At 64.1% G+C, this 19520-nt stretch carries 15 protein-coding genes; 10 read left to right on the forward strand and 5 right to left on the reverse strand.

Features of this window, described 5'->3' with window-relative positions; genetic code table 11:
* Nucleotides 1-221: 221 nt before the first annotated feature.
* A complete protein-coding gene (locus VC352_RS22780) occupies nucleotides 222-1298 on the forward strand; it encodes an FAD-dependent oxidoreductase (protein WP_322981782.1) in 1077 nt (358 codons plus the stop codon).
* 358 nt (nucleotides 1299-1656) lie between these two features.
* Nucleotides 1657-3111, forward strand: coding sequence for a methyl-accepting chemotaxis protein (locus tag VC352_RS22785; protein WP_416340229.1), 1455 nt, complete (start codon nucleotides 1657-1659; stop codon nucleotides 3109-3111).
* A gap of 5 nt (nucleotides 3112-3116) precedes the next feature.
* On the opposite strand, the gene VC352_RS22790 is transcribed toward VC352_RS22785, so the two are convergent.
* Entirely contained in the window at nucleotides 3117-3689 is a 573-nt protein-coding gene (locus VC352_RS22790; RefSeq protein WP_322981784.1) for a xanthine phosphoribosyltransferase, read from the reverse strand.
* A gap of 287 nt (nucleotides 3690-3976) precedes the next feature.
* Nucleotides 3977-5986 (reverse strand): DNA helicase Rep, encoded by a 2010-nt coding sequence (gene rep / locus VC352_RS22795; RefSeq protein WP_322981785.1) that lies wholly within the window; start codon nucleotides 5984-5986, stop codon nucleotides 3977-3979.
* Between the two features lie 272 nt (nucleotides 5987-6258).
* Between rep and VC352_RS22800 the strand changes: the two genes are divergently transcribed.
* Nucleotides 6259-7929 carry a bifunctional diguanylate cyclase/phosphodiesterase gene (locus VC352_RS22800; protein ID WP_322981786.1) on the forward strand — a complete coding sequence of 557 codons (1671 nt, stop codon included), beginning with the start codon at nucleotides 6259-6261 and terminating at the stop codon, nucleotides 7927-7929.
* Nucleotides 7930-7968: 39 nt separating this feature from the next.
* On the opposite strand, the gene VC352_RS22805 is transcribed toward VC352_RS22800, so the two are convergent.
* Nucleotides 7969-9348, reverse strand: a complete 1380-nt coding sequence (locus VC352_RS22805) for a NorM family multidrug efflux MATE transporter (RefSeq protein WP_322981787.1) — start codon at nucleotides 9346-9348, stop codon at nucleotides 7969-7971.
* 138 nt (nucleotides 9349-9486) lie between these two features.
* Here VC352_RS22805 and VC352_RS22810 point away from each other — a divergent pair, with 138 nt between their 5' ends.
* Complete coding sequence (locus tag VC352_RS22810; RefSeq protein WP_322981788.1) at nucleotides 9487-10407, forward strand: LysR substrate-binding domain-containing protein; 921 nt, start codon at nucleotides 9487-9489, stop codon at nucleotides 10405-10407.
* 174 nt (nucleotides 10408-10581) lie between these two features.
* A complete protein-coding gene (locus VC352_RS22815; protein ID WP_322981789.1) occupies nucleotides 10582-12558 on the forward strand; it encodes a methyl-accepting chemotaxis protein in 1977 nt (658 codons plus the stop codon).
* A 3-nt stretch (nucleotides 12559-12561) separates the two neighbouring features.
* Here VC352_RS22815 and VC352_RS22820 read toward each other — a convergent pair whose 3' ends face one another.
* Nucleotides 12562-14055, reverse strand: a complete 1494-nt coding sequence (locus VC352_RS22820; protein WP_322981790.1) for a YifB family Mg chelatase-like AAA ATPase — start codon at nucleotides 14053-14055, stop codon at nucleotides 12562-12564.
* Between the two features lie 107 nt (nucleotides 14056-14162).
* Entirely contained in the window at nucleotides 14163-14420 is a 258-nt protein-coding gene (locus VC352_RS22825; RefSeq protein WP_322981791.1) for an accessory factor UbiK family protein, read from the reverse strand.
* Nucleotides 14421-14828: 408 nt separating this feature from the next.
* Here VC352_RS22825 and glnK point away from each other — a divergent pair, with 408 nt between their 5' ends.
* The 5 genes from glnK to sutA all read left to right on the forward strand — a co-directional run bounded on the left by glnK (nucleotide 14829) and on the right by sutA (nucleotide 18811).
* On the forward strand, nucleotides 14829-15167 hold the full coding sequence (gene glnK / locus VC352_RS22830) for a P-II family nitrogen regulator (RefSeq protein ID WP_003096476.1): 339 nt from the start codon (nucleotides 14829-14831) through the stop codon (nucleotides 15165-15167).
* 41 nt (nucleotides 15168-15208) lie between these two features.
* Nucleotides 15209-16525, forward strand: a complete 1317-nt coding sequence (locus VC352_RS22835; protein ID WP_322981792.1) for an ammonium transporter — start codon at nucleotides 15209-15211, stop codon at nucleotides 16523-16525.
* 112 nt (nucleotides 16526-16637) lie between these two features.
* Entirely contained in the window at nucleotides 16638-17891 is a 1254-nt protein-coding gene (locus VC352_RS22840) for an ammonium transporter (RefSeq protein ID WP_322981793.1), read from the forward strand.
* A 93-nt stretch (nucleotides 17892-17984) separates the two neighbouring features.
* Nucleotides 17985-18410 carry a secondary thiamine-phosphate synthase enzyme YjbQ gene (locus VC352_RS22845; RefSeq protein ID WP_322981794.1) on the forward strand — a complete coding sequence of 142 codons (426 nt, stop codon included), beginning with the start codon at nucleotides 17985-17987 and terminating at the stop codon, nucleotides 18408-18410.
* A 77-nt stretch (nucleotides 18411-18487) separates the two neighbouring features.
* Nucleotides 18488-18811: a transcriptional regulator SutA gene (sutA, locus tag VC352_RS22850; protein ID WP_322981795.1), complete on the forward strand. Its 324-nt coding sequence runs from the start codon at nucleotides 18488-18490 to the stop codon at nucleotides 18809-18811.
* The last annotated feature ends 709 nt before the right edge of the window (nucleotides 18812-19520 follow it).

Below are 19520 nucleotides of genomic sequence, written 5' to 3' on the forward strand. Positions count from 1 at the left end.
TCGGAAAGGGCGCTCGGGGATTTTAGTCGAGTGCTGGCAAAATCATTGCGCGGCGTGTCTCAACCCCTCCGTGTACTGACGAATGACGTTCATCGCCGCTGTGCCTGCAGCAGGGCTTGCGAGCATGGGATCATCGCGACATGCTCGCCAGGCCATCTTACTGCAGGCCAGGTTCGGTACTGCAGAAGTGCCTGCCATTGCGAGGGAATGAAGAGTGTTAGATGAGTGACTACGACCTGATTCTGGCGGGGGCCGGGCATGCCCATCTCGGTGTGCTGCGGCGCTGGGCGCTGGTGGCGCGCCCTCAGGGACGCATCGCCCTGGTCAATTCTGCGCCGCATGCCTGGTACAGCGGACGTCTGCCAGGGTTGGTCGCCGGGCACTGCGCCGAAGATGCCTGCCGAATCGCGCTGCAACCGCTGTGTCGGGCTGCCAAGGTCGAACTGATCGAGAGCGCTATCGACGGCTTGCAGGCCGACAGTCGTACCTTGCACCTGGCCGACGGCCGCGCGTTGCAGGCGCAGTGGCTGTCGCTGGATGTCGGTGCCGGCCTGCTGCCGCCGCCAAAGACAGGCGATGCCATGCAGGTACTGGCCGCGCGGCCCATCGATGAGTTCCTGGCCGGCTGGCGCGCCTGGCAGCAAGAGCCGAGACGCCTGGCCATCCTCGGTGGTACGCCGAGCAGCGTCGAGCTCGCGTTGGCCATTGCCGGGCAGGTGCCCAATCTGGCCCTGTTCTGCGGCGGGCCGCTGCTGCCGGGGCAATCGCTTGGGCTGCGCCTGCGTGCGCTGGGCTACTTGCGTCTGCGCGGCGTGCAGGTGCGTGAACATTGTCCGATCGGACGCATCGAGGACGATTGGCTGCTCAGCGGCGATGAGCCGGTCTGGCGCGGGCGACGTCTGCTACTTGGCAGTGGCGCGCGAGCCTGGCCGTGGTTGCGCGCCTCGGGGTTGGCCTGTGATGCCGAGGGTTTCGTGGCCATCCACGACAGCCTGCAGAGCCTGTCGCACCCGCAGATTTTCGCCGTCGGCGAGTGCGCCACGTTGCTCGACGTGCCACGCAGCCTCAGTCGCTCCTCGCGCCAGGGGCGGGTGCTGGCGGGCAACCTGCAGGCCGCCCTGCAGAACCAGCCACTGCGCCTGTATCGGGCGCCACGCCAGGGGCTTACGCTGCTGGCCACCGGTGATGGTGGTGCATTGCTCGATTGGCGCGGTTGGAGTGCCGATGGTCGGTTCTATGGGTGCTGCAAGGACTGGCTCGATCAGCGCTTCGTGCGCCGTCATCACCTCGCTGGATAGCGGTGGTGTCGTACCCGAGTACGGGGTAGGCTGCGACCAAAGTGTGATGGCACCCGTGCTGGCCGGATGGTCGAATCGAGCGTTACCTGACCGTCGCCCGTTTTGGGACTCTCGCCGGTTAGCCGCCAATCGCCTAGCCTGCCTTGTGGGCGCGGCGAGATGATCAAGGAGGTCGTCCATGCCACCGTCCGCTCTCAGCGCGTCGCCGCGCGCAAGAACAAGAATCGCGAGGTCGGTCATGCAAGCTGCGTTTGTCCGTTCCCCCTTCACCTGTGCGCTGCATGCGCTGGGGCTGGCCGCCCTGATGGTGGCCTACCAGTCGATGCAGTTGCCGCTGTACATCAGCGTACCGTCCTTCATGATCCTGGCCCTGTGGCCCTGGCTGTGGCCCTGGCAGCGACGTGACGAGGGCGATGCGCTCGTCAGGCCCTCACCGGGCGGTAGCGATTTCGTCGAGTTGAGCCGTGGCCTGTCGCGCCATACCTGCCACAACGCCCTGTCCGCCGCGCGCGTGGCGCATGCCGTGCAACACCTGGCCGGGCGCCTGCAGACGCAGTTGGCTGCCGTGGAGCAGGTCAGCGAGGCGGCCGAAGCCATCACCTTCACCGAGCAGGACAGCGCTCAGCGCGCCGAGCAGACCCTGGCCGCCGCACAGCACGTGCGTGCCGCCAGCAGCAGCGGCCAGGCCGAATTGACCCAGGCCATCGCCCGCATGCAGCAGCTCAGCGAGCAGACCCTGGCCAGCCGTGAGCTGATCGACGGCCTGGGCAGCCGGACCGAGCAGATCGAGCAGGTCACTCAGGTGATCCAATCCATCGCCAGCCAGACCAACCTGCTGGCGCTCAACGCGGCCATCGAGGCGGCGCGCGCGGGTGAGATGGGCCGCGGCTTTGCCGTGGTCGCCGACGAGGTTCGCAATCTGGCCGCCCGCACCGCCAGTGCGACCGAGGAAGTCAGCCAGATGGTCGCCGATATTCGCCAGCAGAGCGCGGCGGTGGTCAGCCATATCCAGCGCCAGAGCAGCGAGCTGGAACAGGCGGCGCGGCAGATCGAGCGTGCTGGCGAGCAACTGCACGGCATCGCCGATCAGGCCGAGGAGGTGGAGCAGCAGGTGGCGCAGATCAGTGCCGGCACGGCGGATAACCACCAGCGCCTGGCCAGCCTGTCGGCGGCTGCCTTGCAGTTGCGTGACGACGTGCAGGGCAGCGAGGGGCAGACACGGCAGTTGGCAGGCGCCGCCGAGCAACTGGTCGGACAGGCCGAGACGGTCAGCGAGCAGCTCGCCGAGGTTGGCCTGGACGACTATCACCAGCGCATCTATGACCTGGCCCGTGAGGGTGCGGCGGCGATTGCCGCACAGTTCGAGGCGGATCTCTCTGCCGGGCGCATCGCGCTCGACGATCTGTTCGACCGCAACTATCAACCGATTGCCGGTACCCAGCCGCAGAAGTACCGCACCCGCTTCGACCAGTACGCCGATCAGGTGCTACCGGGGTTACAGGAGCCGCTGCTCAAGCGCCACGAGGGACTGGTGTTCGCCATCACCACCACGCCCGAAGGTTATGTGCCGACCCACAACCAGGCGTTCAACCACCCGCCGAGCGGCGACCCGGCGGTCGACGCCACGCGCAGCCGCGGCAAGCGTCTGTTCAATGATCGCACCGGCATCCGCTGTGGCAGTCACCGCCAGGCCCTGTTGCTGCAGACCTACATGCGCGATACCGGCGAGCTGATGCATGACCTCTCGGTGCCGATCCTGGTGCGGGGGCGGCACTGGGGCGGCCTGCGTCTGGGCTATAAGCCCGAGCCCTGAGCGGCTCAGTCGATGAAGCGCACCTGGCCGTTCTCCAGCGCGGCCACGCGGGCCAGCGATTCGACGCGGTAGCCCTCGCTTTCCAGCAGGGCGCGGCCGTTCTGGAAGGACTTCTCGATAACGATGCCAATGCCTGCGATCTGCGCGCCGGCCTGCTGGATCAGGTCGATCAGCGCCTTGGCCGCGTGGCCGTTGGCGAGGAAGTCGTCGATCACTAGTACCTTGTCACGCGCGGTCAGGTGGCGGGCGGAGATGGCGATGGTGCTTTCGGTCTGCTTGGTGAAGGAGAACACCTTGGAGATCAGCAGGTCATCCTTGAGCGTCAGCGACTGGAACTTGCGCGCAAAGATCACCGGGATGCCCAGCTCCAGACCGGCCATGATCGCCGGTGCGATACCGGAGGCTTCGATGGTGACGATCTTGGTGATGCCCTGATCGGCGAAGCGCTGGGCGAATTCGTGACCGATCTGCTGCATCAGCGCCGGGTCGATCTGGTGGTTGAGAAAGGCGTCGACCTTCAATACCTGCTCGGACAGGACGATGCCTTCCTCGCGAATCTTCTGTTTCAGCGCTTGCACGCGGGATTCCTCTTGAGATGAACGTAGCCCGGATGCAATCCGGGACGGTTTCCCCGGATTGCATCCGGGCTACGGTGTCGCTTGTTCGGTATCTGTCATCCGCTGCGGGCCGTCGCTACGCGTAAAAATAGCTCCCGGTTATTTTTTACGGCCCGCCATCCCTGGCGGTCGCCCTTCGGGCCGTCGCTGCGCGACGTTAAAAATAGCTCCCGGCTATTTTTTATGGCCACCGTCCCTGGCGGCCACCCTTCGGGCCATCGCTGCGCGATGTTAAAAATGACTCCCAGTCATTTTTTCAGCATGGCGCGCATGTTGGCTAGCGCGTCGTTGCCACGGGCGGCCTTGACCTCCGTTGGGGCTTCTTCCAGGCCTTCCCAGACCAGGTCTTCGGGTGGCAGCTCATCGAGGAAGCGACTCGGCGAGCAGTCGATCACTTCGCCATATTGCTTGCGCTTGGCGGCGAAGGTCAGCGCCAGGTTGCGTTTGGCGCGGGTGATGCCGACGTAGGCCAGGCGCCGTTCTTCCTCGATGGTGTCGGCCTCGATGCTGGAGCGGTGCGGCAGTATCTCTTCCTCGAAGCCGATGATGTACACCGATGGAAACTCCAGGCCCTTGGAGGCGTGCATGGTCATCATCTGCACACCCTCGGCGCCTTCTTCCTCTTCCTGCTGGCGCTCGAGCATGTCACGCAGCACCAGCTTGCCGATGGCGTCCTCGATGGTCATGTCGCCGTCTTCGTCGCGCTCCAGGGTGCTCTTCAGCGCCTCGACGAGGAACCAGACGTTGCCCATGCGCGCGTCGGCCACCTTGTCGCTGGAGGCGTTCTGGCGCAGCCAGTTCTCGTAGTCGATGTCCATGACCATACTGCGGATGGCGGCGATCGGGTCGTTCTGCGCGCACTCCTGGCGCACGCGATCCATCCATTTGGTGAAGCGCTGCAGGCGTTCGGTGAAGCGTGCATCGAGGTGTTCGCCAAGGCCGATTTCGCCGGCGGCCGCGTACATGCTGATCTTGCGCTCGTTGGCGTAGTTGCCGAGCTTTTCCAGGGTGGTCGAGCCGATTTCGCGGCGCGGCACGTTGATCACGCGCAAGAAGGCGTTGTCGTCGTCCGGGTTGACCAGCAGGCGGAAGTAGCTCATCAGGTCTTTCACCTCCTGACGGGCGAAGAAGCTGGTGCCTCCGGACAGGCGATAGGGAATCTGGTGGTGCTGCAGCTTCAGCTCCATCAGCTTGGCCTGGTAGTTGCCCCGGTAGAGGATGGCGAAGTCGCTGTACGGGCGCTGGGTGCGCAGGTGCTCGGTGAGGATTTCCAGGGCCACGCGCTCGCACTCGGCGTCTTCATTGCGGGTGCGGATCACGCGGATCTCATCGCCATGGCCCATCTCCGACCACAGTTGCTTCTCGAACACGTGCGGGTTGTTGGCAATCAGCACGTTGGCGCATTTCAAGATGCGGCTGGTAGAGCGGTAGTTCTGCTCCAGCATCACCACCTTCAGCGACGGGTAGTCCTCTTTCAGCAGCATCAGGTTTTCCGGGCGCGCGCCGCGCCAGGCGTAGATCGACTGGTCGTCGTCACCGACCACGGTGAACTGGTTGCGCATGCCCACCAGCATCTTCACCAGCAGGTACTGGCTGGCGTTGGTGTCTTGGTATTCGTCGACCAGCAGGTAGCGGATGCGGTTTTGCCACTTTTCCAGGATGTCGGCGTGCTCCTGGAACAGCTTCACCGGCAGCAGGATCAGGTCGTTGAAGTCCACCGCGTTGTACGCCTTGAGCGTGCGCTGGTAGTGCAGGTAGACGATGGCGGCGGTCTGCTCCTTGGGATTGCGCGCCTTGGCCAGGGCTTCGTCGGGCAGGATCAGGTCGTTCTTCCAGCTGTCGATGTAGTTCTTGATCTCGTCGGCACCGTCATCGCCGGAATACTCCTTCTGCATGATGTCGGTGAGCAGCGCCTTGATATCGCCGTCATCGAAGATGGAGAAGCCGGGCTTGTAGCCCAGGCGCGCGTATTCCTTGCGGATGATGTTCATGCCCAGGTTGTGGAAGGTGGACACGGTCAGGCCGCGTGCTTCGCTGCCCTTGAGCAGGGTGCCGACGCGCTCCTTCATCTCGCGCGCGGCCTTGTTGGTGAAGGTCATGGCGACGATGTGCTGGGCGCGGATGCCGCAGTTCTGCACCAGATGGGCGATCTTGCGCGTGATCACACTGGTCTTGCCGGAGCCCGCGCCGGCCAGCACCAGAAGGGGGCCGCCGACGTAGTTCACGGCTTCTTGCTGCCGGGGATTGAGTCGGGACATGGGATCGCTTGCAGGAAAAATGGGCCGCGCATTCTAACAGGCCTGAGGTTTTCTGCCGCGACCGTCTGGAACTGTGGCCTGGCGCACGCAATGCGACATCGTTGCGCTTGGTTATTTATCCCATTGCAGTACCCTCAAGGGGCTTGCCGGTTTTTTGGCAATACCTCAGGATGTACGCCAAATTTCACACGGATGTCCTTGATTAGACGTCGATTAAGACGCGACCAGGCGATCAGAAGTCGCCATCATTCTTGTGTTTTGGGGGAGGTTGCTTGTCCACGCCCATCGAACCCGTACGCTTGGTATTGCTGGCGGATACGCCAGAGTGGGCCGAGCTGCTGCGTGAGCACCTGAGCGCACTGAACAGCCAGTCGCCATTGATCACCGCGCCCTCCTGGGAGGCGGCCAGCAATCTGTTCGATGATGCCGTGGACGGCCTGCTGCTGGCCACGCCCGAGCACCTGCCCGATCCCACCCGTTGCCCCTTGCCCGTGGTGCTGTTGCTCGATGCCGAGCCGCAGCACCTGCCCGTCGGCGTCAGCGACTGGCTGGTGCGTGACAGCCTGACCCTCGATACCCTGCGCCGCTGCCTGCGTTATGCCCGCGAGCAGGGCAATCTCAAGCACACCCTGCAGCGCCTGGCCGAACAGGATCCGCTGACCGGGATCGCCAATCGCCAGGGCCTGCTGACCCTGCTTGCCGCGCGCCTGAGCGAATGCGCCGGGCGTGGCCTGGTGCTCGGTCACCTCGACCTGGACAACTTCCGCCATGCCAACGACGCCCTTGGCTACCAGGGTGGTGACCGCCTGATTCTGCAGGTGGTGGCGAGGCTCAAGGCACTGCTGCAGCCCGGCGATCATCTGGCACGGCTGGGCAGCGACGAGTTCGCCCTGCTGCTTGACGTCCGCCGTGACCCGCAGCGGGCCGAGCGTCTGGCCGAGCAGGTCACCGAATCGCTGTCCGAGCCTTACTGGGTCGATGGCGAAAGTCTGCTCATCGGCTGCAGCCTCGGCCTGGCCCATGCCCGCGCTGGCGAAGGCGCCGATCCGCTGTTGTGGCATGCGCACAGCGCCATGCAGCAGGCCAAGGCCCATGCCGGCTGCGTCTTCCATATCTACGATGAACGCTTCAACCGCAGTGCGCGCCGCCAGGCTGACCTGGAGAGCGAGCTGCGCCGCGCCCTGCGTCGGGACGAGCTGGAGCTGCACTATCAGCCGCGGCTGTGCCTGGAGAGCGGGCGTATCGTCGGCCTCGAAGCCCTGGTGCGCTGGCAGCATCCCGAGCGTGGCCTGCTGGCGCCCAGTGAGTTCGTGCCCCTGGCCGAGGAAACCGGGCTGATTGTGCCGCTCGGCTACTGGGTGATCGCCCGCGCCCTGCGCGACATGCAGTGGCTGCTCGGGCGTGGCCTGCCGGCCCTGCACATGGCGATCAACCTGTCGTTTCGTCAGTTTCTCGACAGCCAGTTGCTGTCGACGCTGGCGCGCCTGATCGAAGACCGTGGCGTGGACGCGCAATGGCTGGAATTCGAGCTGACCGAAACCGCCGTCATGCGCCGCAGCGATCAGGTGCAGCAGACCATGCTGGCCCTGGGGCGGCTGGGGGTGCGTTTCTCCCTGGACGACTTCGGCACCGGTTTTTCCTCCTTCGTGCACCTCAACAGCCTGCCCATCGCCCTGCTAAAGATCGACAAGAGCTTCGTCGCCGGCATGGGCGAGCGCGCCGAGAACCGCCAACTGGTAAAGGCGATGATCAATCTGGCGCACAACCTCAACCTCGAGGTGGTGGCCGAGGGGGTGGAGAACATCGAGCAACTGAACATGCTGCGCCAGTACGGCTGCAATCAGGTGCAGGGCTACCTGATCAGCAAGCCCGTACCGCTCGCAGAGCTGGCGCGCTTTCTGGTATTCGGCATGCGTCAGCCGTTGTTCGGCGGTAGCGCGTAGCCGCAAGCGATTCAGGTGCGGCCCCGGATTGCATCCGGGCTACGCCAGGCAGGCCTTGTCCTCGGGGGCTTTCGGCCGCTGCAGGCGCGCCGTTTTCCACTGGAAGCCCAGCACCAGCCCACTGGCTGTGACCGCCAGCCCGGCGGCCAGGCCCCACCATACGCCCTGTGCACCCCAGCCCAGCACGAAGCCCAGCAGCCAGGCCAACGGTGCGCCCACGCACCAGTAGCCGGCCAGGCCGATCACCAGGGTCAGACGCCCGTCGTTCAGGCCACGGATCGCGCCCATGGCGATGCTCTGCAGACCGTCGAACAGTTCGAACCAGGCAGCGATTGCCAACAGGCTCACCGCCAGTGTGATGATCTCGGCGAAAGCCGGGTCGTTGCGGTCGAGAAACAGGCCGATGATCCATTCCGGCAGCAACCAGAACAGCAAGGCGAACAGCAGCATCAGCCCCGCGCCGAGCAGCATGCCCAGGTGACCACTCAGCCGCGAAAGAGCCAGTCGCCCAGCGCCGTAATGTAGGCCGACGCGGAAGGTTACGGCGTAGGACAGCCCCTGCGGCACGATGAAGGCCAGTGCGACGGTCTGCATAGCGATCTGATGGGCCGCCAGCTGCACGCTGCCCAGTGCGCCCATGCACAGCGTGGCGAAGGTGAACAGGCCCTGCTCGGCCGCATAGGTGCCGCCGATGGGCAGGCCCAGGCGCAGCAGCGCGCGCATGTCCGCCTGCTGTGGGCGACCGAGGCGCAAGGCGTAGCGGCGGTAGGTAGGCGCGGCGCGGATATACAGGGCCAGCGCCAGGGCCATGCCGCTGCTGACCAGCGCAGTGGTCATGCCGATGCCGCTCAGGCCCAGTTCGGGCAGGCCGAACCAGCCCTGGATCAGTGCGTAATTGATGACGAAGTTGGCGAGGGTGCCGACGATGCTGATCGCCATGACCGGGCCGGGATGGCCGATGGCGCTGGTGAACCCGCGTAGCGCCATGAAGCACAGGTAGCCGGGTAGGGCCAGCGACAGCGGATGCAGAAAGGCCATGGCCTGGCTGGCAGCGCCCGGTTCCTGCCCCAGATAGGGCAGCAGTGGCCCCAGACCATTGAGGCACAGGGCGCTGATGCCGCCCAGCAGCAGGGCCAGCCACAGGCCATTCTGGATCAGCCGGGAGACGCCCGCCGGATCGTCGGCGCCATGGCGGATGGCGACCAGGCTGCCCACGGCGGCGATCACTCCGGTGCAAAAGATCGAGAAGATGAAGTAGCAGGTCGCGCCCAGCGCGCCGCCAGCCAACTGCTGCGGGCCGAGCATGGCCATCATCAGGGTATCGGTGAAGATCATCAGCGCATGGGCCAGTTGCGCGGAAATCAGCGGGCCGGCCAGGCGCAGCAGCGCCCGCAGTTCGTGTCCAGGGGAAAGCGTCATGATGAGTCAAACTTCGGCAGGAGAAATCTCGCCAGATTCTCGGGTGAGAGTGGATGCCCTCCATTCTCTGGCTTGAGTTAATTCCCCACAAAAGGAAAATAGCCATGCCAGCATTCCAAAAACTCATGGATCGTGCCGATGAATCGACGCCTGCCTCCGCTCTATGCCCTGCGCGCCTTCGAAGCTGCCGCGCGGCATGCCTCCTTCACTCGCGCGGCTGAGGAGCTGGCCATCACCCAGAGTGCAGTGAGCCGGCACATTCGCACCCTGGAGGAACACTTCGACTGCCGCCTGTTCGAGCGTCATGGGCGCAGCCTGCAGTTGAGCGAACAGGCGCGCGCCCTGTTGCCCGGGGTGAGCGAGGGTTTCGACAGCCTGGCACGGGCGTGCGCAATCCTGCAGGCCGACGATGGTGTGTTGCGCCTGAAAGCGCCCACTACGCTGACCGTGCGCTGGCTGCTGGCGCGGCTCTCGCACTATCGCCTGGCGCATGCCGATGCCGAGGTGCAACTGACCAGCGCCTGGATGGATGTGGACAAGGTGGATTTCCGCCAGGAACCGTTCGACTGTGCGGTGTTGCTGTCGGATGGCAACTTTTCCGACGAATGGGAGAGCACCCTGTTGTTCGAGGAGTGGCTGATCCCGGTGTGCAGCGCGGCAGACGCGGCGGACGGGCCCTGGTCGTTGGCGCGGCTGCAGGCCACGGAACAGCTCCATCCCACCGTGGATCGCCGCGACTGGCGCCGCTGGCTGCACGCTACAGGTCTGAGCGAAGCCGTGCCGCTGAAGAGTGGGCAGATGTTCGACATGCTGGAGCTGGGCATCGTCGCTGCTTCCCGTGGCTACGGCGTGTCGATTGGCGATCTGCTGATGGTCGCCGAGGACGTGGCGCTCGGGCGCCTCGGATTGCCCTGGCCGACCGCCGTATTCAGTGGCGAGAGCTACTATCTGGTATGGCCGCGTGCGCATCGTGCTCAGGCGCGTCTGCGGCGCCTGCGTGATTACCTGCTGGCTGAGGTGCAGGCTGTGGTTTTGCCGGCGGTCGAGTGCCTACATTAACCGGTCACGACATTTTTATAAAAAATGATGGCCATTTGGCGCTTTGTTATTGACTGAGCTAAACAGTCAAGTACCCTCGCGCGCTTTCGCCGAGTCATAGGACGACCAGGCCTGGTATCGATATTGCCTTGGTCATCCATCCATCGTCTGTGGATGGCCATCTCGGAGTCCATCATGCATGCCCCCCGTTCCCGTATAGCCCTGCAACTGGCCGCTGCGCTCGCACTGATGCTGGTACTGCTGATCAGTCTGAGCACCCTGTTCGCCCTGCGTTCGCTGAATGAGGCTAACCTCGCCACGCGTGCCAAGCACCTGGGCAGCGAGGCCAGCCTGCTGGCCGACCAACTGGAAACCTTCCACGGCAGTCTGCGTGACAGCACCCAGCGTCTGGCTGGGCTGTTCGAGCAACGCTTCAGCCAGGGCGTGCATGTGCAGTCGGATGAGCGTGTTGCAGTAGGCAGTCTGCAGACGCCTGCGCTGTATCTCGGCGACAACCGCCTCAACAATGACTTCTCCGAAGTGGATGATTTCAAGCGCATGACCGCCGGTGTGGCCACCGTGTTCGTGCGTGATGGTGACGAGTTCATTCGTATCACCACCTCCCTGACCAAGCAGGATGGCGCCCGCGCATTGGGTACCGCACTCGATCATCTGCACCCGGCCTACCAGCGCCTGCTCGCCGGGCAGGGCTATGTGGGCAAGGCTCTGTTGTTCGATCGTTATTACATGACCCAGTACACCCCGGTACGTGACGCGGGCGGCAAGGTCATCGCCGTGCTTTTCGTCGGCTTCGACTACACCGACGCGCAGAACCTGCAATTGCGCAAACTGACCGAGTTCCGCATCGGCAGCACCGGTTCCCTGGCGCTGCTGGATGAGCAGGGCAAGTGGCTGGTCAAACCCGCCGGTGCAGGCGCCCTGGACAGCCTGCCCAGCGAGCTGAGCGCGCTGATCAAACGGGCTGGCGAGGGCGGCTTCTGGCATGACGGCCAGCAGGATTTCTACAGTGTCGCCAGGCCTTTCGCCGGTGGCCCCTGGACGGTGCTGGCGAGCATGCCGCGCGAAGAGATTCAGGCGGTGACCTGGAGTGTCGGTACCCAACTCGCCATCGGCAGCGCCATCACCCTGCTGCTGGCAGTGATCGCCGTGGTCTGGCTGTTGCGGCGCAAGCTGCGTCCGCTGGAGGATCTGGTGCAGCAGGCGCATGCGCTCGGTGCTGGCGACCTCAGCGTGCGCCTGGCGCTGTCCAGTGATGACGAGATCGGCATGCTGGCGCGCAGCTTCAACCAGATGGGCGAGGCCCTGTCGACCATGGTGGCGCGCATTCGCCATGCCGCGCAGGATGTCAGCGCTCGCGCGCAAACGTTGTCGTCCCTGTCTCACGAGGCTTACCAGGGCATCGACCAGCAGTCTGGCGAGATCAGCAGCATGGCCGGCGCGGTTGAAGAGTTCAGCGCCACTTCGCAGGATATCGCCGACAACATGCGCGATACCGAGCGCCTGGCCAGCGAGAACGCGCAGCAGACTCGAGTCGGCCGCACCTCGATGGATCAGGCCTCCGAAGCCCTGGTACAGATCGCCGAGGCGCTGAACGAAACCTCACGGGTGATCGACGGCCTGGGCCAGCGCTCGCAGGAAATCGGCGGCATCGTCAGCGTGATCACCTCCATCGCCGACCAGACCAACCTGCTGGCGCTGAACGCAGCCATCGAGGCTGCGCGGGCTGGCGAGCAGGGCCGGGGGTTTGCTGTGGTCGCCGACGAGGTGCGCAATCTGGCCGGGCGTACCCGTGAGGCGACCAACGAAATCTCGGCGATGATCGGCAGCATCCAGAGCGAAACCAGCAGCGCCATCGCCACCATGGAGCAGGGCCGGCAACTGATGCAGGAAGGCCTCGAGCGCAACACCAAGGTTGCCGCCGCGCTGGCGCAGATCACCGAACGCAGCAGCGCCGCCGGCGAGCAGTTTGCCGTGATCACCACTGCGACCCAGGAGCAGAGCCGCACCGCCACCGTGCTTAGCGGCAATCTGCAGAATATCGCCCATGCCAACGGCGAGCAGCGCGAGGTGGTGGCCAATCTGGCTCAGACCGCCAGCGCTTTGGATCAGGTCGCCGCGCAGCTACGCCAGGAAGTCGAGCGCTTTCACTAAGCCTTAGCTCTGGCTGGGGCGGTACTGTAGCGCCTCGGCCAGATGCTGACGGGCAATGGCGTCGGTGCCCTCCAGGTCGGCCAGGGTACGCGCCACCTTGAGCACGCGGTGGGCGGCGCGCAGGGACAGGCCCAGGCGTTCGCAGGCGCCCTCCAGCCACTGGCGATCGATGTCCGGCAGATAGCAGTGCTGGCGCAGGCCGGGTAGGTTAAGAAAGGCATTGGCCACGCCCTGGCGCTGCAGTTGCCGTTCACGTGCCTGCGCCACCTTGGCGGCGGCCTGGGCTGTGCTTTCGCCATTTTGCGGCGCTGCATTCAGGGCCGTTGTTTCGCGCGCCACGGTCAGGTGCAGGTCGATGCGATCAAGCAGTGGCCCGGAGAGCTTGGCGCGGTAGCGCTGGATCTGATCCGGCGTGCAGCGACAGCGGTTGCTGGGGTCGCCCAGGTAGCCGCACGGGCAGGGATTCATCGCCGCGACGAGTTGAAAACGCGCGGGGAAACGAACCCGGTCACGGGCTCTGGCAATCACGATATGGCCGCTTTCCAGTGGCTCACGCAAGACTTCCAGTACCTTGCGGTCGAACTCCGGTAGCTCATCGAGAAACAAGATGCCCTGGTGCGCCAGGGTAATTTCCCCCGGTTGCGGGCGACTGCCGCCACCGACCAGCGCCGGCCCGGATGCACTATGGTGGGGCGTGCGAAAGGGGCGTTGTGGCCAATGCTGCAATGGCGTGTGGCTGGCAACGGAATGAATCGCCGCGACCTGCAGCGCTTCGTCCTCTTCCAATGCTGGCAGCAAGCCCGGCAGACGGCTGGCCAGCAGCGTCTTGCCGGTGCCGGGTGGGCCGCTGAGCAACAGATTGTGCGAGCCCGCCGCCGCTACCAGCAGGGCGCGTTTGGCGGCGAGTTGGCCCTGAACTTCGGCCAGGTCGGGGTAGGGCAGGCTCTGCCGGAGCAGGCCTTTGGCTGCATAAGGTTGCAGCGGCTGGCTGCCGTTGAGGTGGCCAGCCACCTGCAGCAGATGCTCGACGGCGATGATTTTCAGCCCGGAGGCCAGGCTGGCTTCCTCGGCATTGGCCAGCGGCACCAGCAAGGTGCGCCCGACCTCGCGTGCAGCCAGCGCCGCTGGTAACGCGCCCTGTACTGGACGCAGCGCGCCGGAAAGTGCCAGCTCGCCCAGGCATTCGTACTCGTCCAGCGTATCGGCGGGTATCTGGCCACTGGCGGCAAGTATGCCCAGGGCAATGGCCAGATCGAAACGCCCGCCGTCCTTGGGAAGGTCAGCTGGTGCCAGGTTGAGGGTGATGCGCCGGTTGGGGAAATCGAAGGCGGAATTGAGGATGGCGCTGCGCACGCGATCCTTGCTTTCCTTCACCGCCGTTTCCGGCAGCCCCACCAGGGTCAGTGCCGGCAGGCCGTTGGCCAGGTGGGCTTCGACGGTCACTGCCGGTGCTTCGACGCCGACCTGTGCGCGGCTGTGGACGATGGCCAGAGACATGATCGCTCCTTGATCAAGTGGGGTGCAGTGCCTGTGGAGCGGCTGGGCGGCATTCCGCTTCGGCCGCGAAGCCTGTGCGCGGCCGAAGCCGCTCCTACACCATAACCTTAGTCTGTGGCGGTGAGCTTGGCTTCCAGCTCGGCGACCTTGGCCTCAAGCGCTTCCAGGCGGGCGCGGGTGCGGGCCAGTACTACCATCTGGCTGTCGAATTCCTCGCGGCTGACCAGATCCAGTTTGCTGAAACCGCTTTGCAGCAGAGCCTTGAACTGGGCTTCAAGCTCGGCGCGGGGCAGCGGACTGTCGCCACTGAACAGGCGCGAGGCGTGGCTACTGAGGGTGTCGAGCAGGGCTTTGGGCGGCAGCATGGTCGGGTTCCAGATCGAGATGGCCGGCAGTGTAGCACGTGACCTGGAGAGGATCGGTGGTGCGGCTTTGCACACTTTTTGAGCGGCTTGAACGGGCTTAGTGCGCGCTTTTGGTGCGCGCATCAGGGCGTGCTTCCCTGGGAAAAGCCCTTTTTCTTGCTCAAGCGCTTGATAAACGGTCTTTTTTTCGAGCTGGCAAGCTTTCTGCTTAACCCCTGATGACGCATGCACCGATGCAGTACCGGAGCGTCAGGCGAAGCGGGGGAGTGTTTCGTCGGGAGCGGTTGATGGGTATCGGCCAGGCCCGGTTGGGGCGGTCGGTGCATTACAAAAGCCGGACACTGCGCTTAGACTTGCGACGGGCCGAAAATTCCTGGGGCAAGTCCACCTAACACGGGAGAAAGTTTCATGAAGCTAGTCACTGCCATCATCAAGCCGTTCAAGCTGGACGACGTACGCGAGTCGCTGTCGGAAATCGGCGTGCAAGGCATCACCGTTACCGAGGTCAAGGGCTTCGGTCGTCAGAAGGGCCATACCGAGCTGTACCGTGGCGCCGAATACGTCGTCGACTTCCTGCCCAAGGTGAAAATCGACGTCGCCATCGCCGACGATCAACTCGATCGCGTGATCGAGGCCATCACCAAGGCAGCCAACACCGGCAAGATCGGTGACGGCAAGATCTTCGTGGTCAACCTGGAGCAGGCGATTCGTATCCGTACCGGCGAAACCGATACCGACGCGATTTAAGCCCAGCGCCCTACCCCCAGAATCGTCCCAGGAGTTAAATCATGACTCTGCGAAAAATCGCAGGGCTTGGAGCCCTTTTGTCCCTGCTTTCCCCGGGCCTGGCCATGGCTGCGGAAACGACGCTGAATTCCGGTGACACAGCTTGGATGCTGACTGCCACCGCGTTGGTTCTGTTCATGACCATCCCGGGCCTGGCCCTGTTCTACGCCGGCATGGTGCGTTCGAAGAACGTCCTGTCGGTGATGATGCAGTGCTTCGCCATCACCGGCCTGATCAGCATTCTCTGGGTGATCTACGGCTACAGCCTGGCGTTCGACACCACCGGCATGGAGAAAGGCGTCACCAATCTCCATTCCTTCATCGGTGGCCTGAACAAGGCCTTCCTAAGCGGTCTGAGCGTCGACAGCCTGGTTGCTGCCTTCCCTGAGAGCGTATTCATCACCTTCCAGATGACCTTCGCCATCATCACCCCGGCGCTGATCGTCGGTGCCTTCGCCGAGCGTATGAAGTTCTCCGCGATGCTGGTGTTCATGGGCGTCTGGTTCACCCTAGTGTATGCCCCGATTTGCCACATGGTCTGGTCCGGTGACGGTGCCTTCCTGTGGGATGAAGGCGTGCTGGACTTCGCCGGTGGCACCGTGGTGCACATCAACGCCGGTATCGCCGGTCTGGTCGCCTGCCTGGTATTGGGCAAGCGCAAGGGCTTCCCGACCACGCCGATGGCGCCGCACAACCTGGGCTACACCCTGGTCGGTGCTGCCATGCTGTGGATCGGCTGGTTCGGCTTCAACGCCGGTTCCGCAGTCGCCGCCAACGGCACCGCCGGCATGGCCATGCTGGTCACTCAGATCGCCACCGCTGCTGCGGCGCTGGGCTGGATGTTCGCCGAGTGGCTTACCCACGGTAAGCCAAGCGCACTGGGCATTGCCTCGGGCGTGGTCGCCGGTCTGGTCGCCATCACCCCGGCCGCAGGTACTGCAGGCCCCATGGGCGCCCTGGCCATCGGCCTGGCGGCTGGCGTGATCTGCTTCTTCTGCGCCACCAGCCTCAAGCGCAAGCTGGGCTACGACGACTCCCTGGACGCCTTCGGCGTGCACGGTGTTGGCGGTATCGTCGGCGCCATCCTCACCGGTGTGTTCGCTGCACCGGCCCTGGGTGGTTTCGGCACCGTCGAAGACATCGGTGCGCAGGTCTGGACCCAGTTCGTCGGCGTGCTGTTCACCGTCGTCTACACCGGCATCGTCACCTTCGTGATTCTCAAGGTGATCGATGTGGTGATGGGGCTGCGTGTCAGCGAAGAGGAAGAGACTGTCGGTCTCGACCTGGCTCAGCACAACGAGCGCGGTTACATCCTGTAAGTGGCTGAGGCCTGCCGGGCTCCGGCAGGCCATCACATGGAGCGCGCCCGGCGCCAACCCGGGCGTCTCTACCGAAGAGCGCATGCATAAGCGCGCCGGCAAGAGGTGAATAATGGACAACACAGCATTGACTGCATTGCAGTACGGCTTCGACACCTTCTACTTTCTGATCTGTGGTGCGCTGGTGATGTGGATGGCGGCAGGTTTCGCCATGCTCGAATCCGGCCTGGTGCGTGCCAAGAACACCACCGAGATCCTGACCAAGAACATCGCCCTCTACGCGGTTGCCAGCGTCATGTACCTGGTGATCGGCTATCACATCATGTACTCCAGCCCCGAGGGCGGCATCCTGCCGAGCCTAGGGTTCCTGATCGGTGACGAGAACACCGTCGAGGCCGTCCTGGCCGGTGGCGACGATGCCCCGTACTACTCGGCTCGTTCGGACTTCTTCTTCCAGGTCGTGTTTGCTGCTACCTGCATGTCGATCGTCTCCGGTGCCGTTGCCGAGCGTATGAAGCTGTGGGCCTTCCTGGCCTTCGCCGTGGTCATGACCGGCTTCATCTACCCGGTACAGGGCTTCTGGAAATGGGGTTCGGGCTTCCTCAACGAAGCCGGCTTCCTCGACTTCGCCGGTTCCGGCGTGGTGCATATGGCCGGTGCCTCTGCTGCTCTGGCTGGTGTGCTGCTGTTGGGCGCGCGTAAAGGCAAGTACGGCGCCAACGGCCAGGTCAACGCCATTCCGGGCTGCAACCTGCCGCTGGCTACCCTCGGCACCTTCATCCTGTGGATGGGCTGGTTCGGCTTCAACGGTGGCTCGCAGTTGAAGATGAGCACCATCGAAGACGCCAACGCCGTGGCTCAGGTGTTCACCAACACCAACATGGCCGCTGCTGGTGGCCTGATCGCGGCACTGATCGTCGCCCGCATCCTGTTCGGCAAGGCCGACCTGACCATGGCGCTCAACGGTGCCCTGGCTGGCCTGGTGGCCATCACTGCCGAGCCGCTGACCCCGAGCGCCCTGCAGGCGACCCTGATCGGTGGTGTCGGTGGCGTGCTGGTGGTGTTTTCCATCCTCGGCCTGGACAAGCTCAAGCTCGACGACCCGGTTGGTGCCATCTCCGTGCACGGTGTGGTCGGCATCTGGGGCCTGTTGGCCGTCTGCCTGACCAACAACGACGCCTCGCTGGGCGCTCAGTTGCTCGGTATCGGCTGCATCTTCGCCTGGGTGTTCATCGCCAGCCTGATCGTCTGGAGCATCCTCAAGGCGGTAATGGGCCTGCGCGTCAGCGAAGAAGAGGAATACGAGGGGGTGGACATCGCCGAATGCGGCATGGAAGCCTACCCGGAGTTCACTGGCAAGAAGTAAGCGCCGGTGGAAAAAACAAGGGCGCCTTTCGGCGCCCTTTGTTTTTTCTGACAGCACGCTAGAATGCGCGCGCCGAAGCCTGGGAGATGTGCCATGTGGATACAGCGCACCCTCGAACTGTCGCCGCGCAGCCGCGGTTTTCATCTGGTGACCGATGAGGTCGTTGGACGATTGCCTGAACTGGCGCAGATGCGTGTGGGTCTGTTGCACCTGTGGTTGCAGCACACCTCGGCGTCGCTGACGGTCAACGAGAACGCCGACCCGGCCGTACGCCGCGATTTCGAGCGCTTCTTCAACCGTCTCGCGCCGCAAGGCGAGGCGGGCTACGAACACGATTACGAAGGGCCGGACGATTTGCCGGCGCACTTCAAAGGCAGCCTGCTGGGCTTTCAGCTACAGCTGCCGATACAGGATGGACGCCTGGCGTTGGGCACGTGGCAGGGCATCTATCTCGGCGAACATCGCGACCATGGCGGTGCGCGCCGAGTGGTGGCGACGCTGCACGGTGAGGTGATTTGAATTTTTTCTGGCTGGGCAGTGAAGGCTGCGTAGCTGGTCTATAACTAACCTGCTTTTCGCAAGTCATGAGGTTGAACATGAGCGACGAAGACCTGGAACAAGATGATCTGGAAGCCTCCGACGAGGATGACGGTGAGGAGCTGGCGGCAGCCGATGACGGCGACGCTGGTGATGATGGCGGCGACGGTGAAGCCGTAGCGCCTGGCAAGAAGAGCAAGGCCAAGGCCGTCGAGGTCGACGAGCTGCCCAGCATCGAGGCCAAGCAGAAGGAACGTGATGCCCTGGCGCGCGCCATGGAAGAGTTCCTCGCGCGTGGTGGCAAGGTGCAGGAGGTGGAGCCCAACGTGGTCGCCGACCCACCCAAGAAGCCTGACAGCAAATACGGCAGCCGCCCCATCTGAGGACGGCTCGCTATAAGAAACCCGCCTGCGTGGCGGGTTTTTTATGGTTTTTCGTGGAGTCTTGGGAAAGTCCGTCTTGATACCGGGCTGGCAAGTTTGTGTCTGGACGCCGCTGCGGTGTTTGCGGGGACTCCTTGTTTCGCCCCCTCGGGCGACTCACTTTTCTTTGAAGTGCGCAAAGAAAAGTAAGCAAAAGAAACGCACCCCCGCCATCCGGGTCTCGCTGCGCTCGACTTCCCTCACTCCGGCATCGCTCCGGGGTCGGCTTGCATGGGCCATCCCTGGCCCATCAAGCCTCTCGTGGCATCCATGCCACTCGCCCCCTGCGCACTGCCTACGTTCGGCCTCCTGAAGGGGGAGTTTCGCGCGCCTGAAAGTATTGGTTTCATTCAATAGCCAAGTCGTTCTCTGTTGCTTTTGCCAGAACACTCCTGGCTACACCTGAGTTACCTCATGCTCAGGCGTGCGCAGAGCCCGCCTAGGAGGGCGAACGGAATCGTCGTGGAAGAGGTTGAGCGACATGGATGTCGCGAGAGCCGCGATGGGCCAGGGATGGCCCACCGTCGGTGGGCCGCATCCGGTCGGGCCTCTGGAACGGCGATGGAGTGAGCGAACCCTGGCGCAGCCAGGGCCGGATGAACGGGCGGAGGGTTTTAGTTACTTTTGTCGGGCCGGCCATCCGGGGCAAAAGTCACTCGCCCGGGAGGGC

It is taken from the genome of Pseudomonas sp. C11, assembly GCF_034683865.1.
Taxonomy (GTDB): Bacteria; Pseudomonadota; Gammaproteobacteria; order Pseudomonadales; family Pseudomonadaceae; genus Aquipseudomonas.

Bases quoted from the DNA above. Each gene is read 5' to 3' on its own strand.
- VC352_RS22805 (WP_322981787.1), bottom strand. From the start codon at position 9,348: ATGACGCTTTCCCCTGGACACGAACTGCGGGCGCTGCTGCGCCTGGCC.
- VC352_RS22815 (WP_322981789.1), top strand. From the start codon at position 10,582: ATGCATGCCCCCCGTTCCCGTATAGCCCTGCAACTGGCCGCTGCGCTC.
- VC352_RS22785 (WP_416340229.1), top strand. From the start codon at position 1,657: ATGATCCTGGCCCTGTGGCCCTGGCTGTGGCCCTGGCAGCGACGTGAC.
- VC352_RS22825 (WP_322981791.1), bottom strand. From the start codon at position 14,420: ATGCTGCCGCCCAAAGCCCTGCTCGACACCCTCAGTAGCCACGCCTCG.
- VC352_RS22845 (WP_322981794.1), top strand. From the start codon at position 17,985: ATGTGGATACAGCGCACCCTCGAACTGTCGCCGCGCAGCCGCGGTTTT.
- VC352_RS22820 (WP_322981790.1), bottom strand. From the start codon at position 14,055: ATGTCTCTGGCCATCGTCCACAGCCGCGCACAGGTCGGCGTCGAAGCA.
- glnK (WP_003096476.1), top strand. From the start codon at position 14,829: ATGAAGCTAGTCACTGCCATCATCAAGCCGTTCAAGCTGGACGACGTA.
- VC352_RS22835 (WP_322981792.1), top strand. From the start codon at position 15,209: ATGACTCTGCGAAAAATCGCAGGGCTTGGAGCCCTTTTGTCCCTGCTT.
- VC352_RS22810 (WP_322981788.1), top strand. From the start codon at position 9,487: ATGAATCGACGCCTGCCTCCGCTCTATGCCCTGCGCGCCTTCGAAGCT.
- VC352_RS22780 (WP_322981782.1), top strand. From the start codon at position 222: ATGAGTGACTACGACCTGATTCTGGCGGGGGCCGGGCATGCCCATCTC.
- VC352_RS22840 (WP_322981793.1), top strand. From the start codon at position 16,638: ATGGACAACACAGCATTGACTGCATTGCAGTACGGCTTCGACACCTTC.
- sutA (WP_322981795.1), top strand. From the start codon at position 18,488: ATGAGCGACGAAGACCTGGAACAAGATGATCTGGAAGCCTCCGACGAG.
- rep (WP_322981785.1), bottom strand. From the start codon at position 5,986: ATGTCCCGACTCAATCCCCGGCAGCAAGAAGCCGTGAACTACGTCGGC.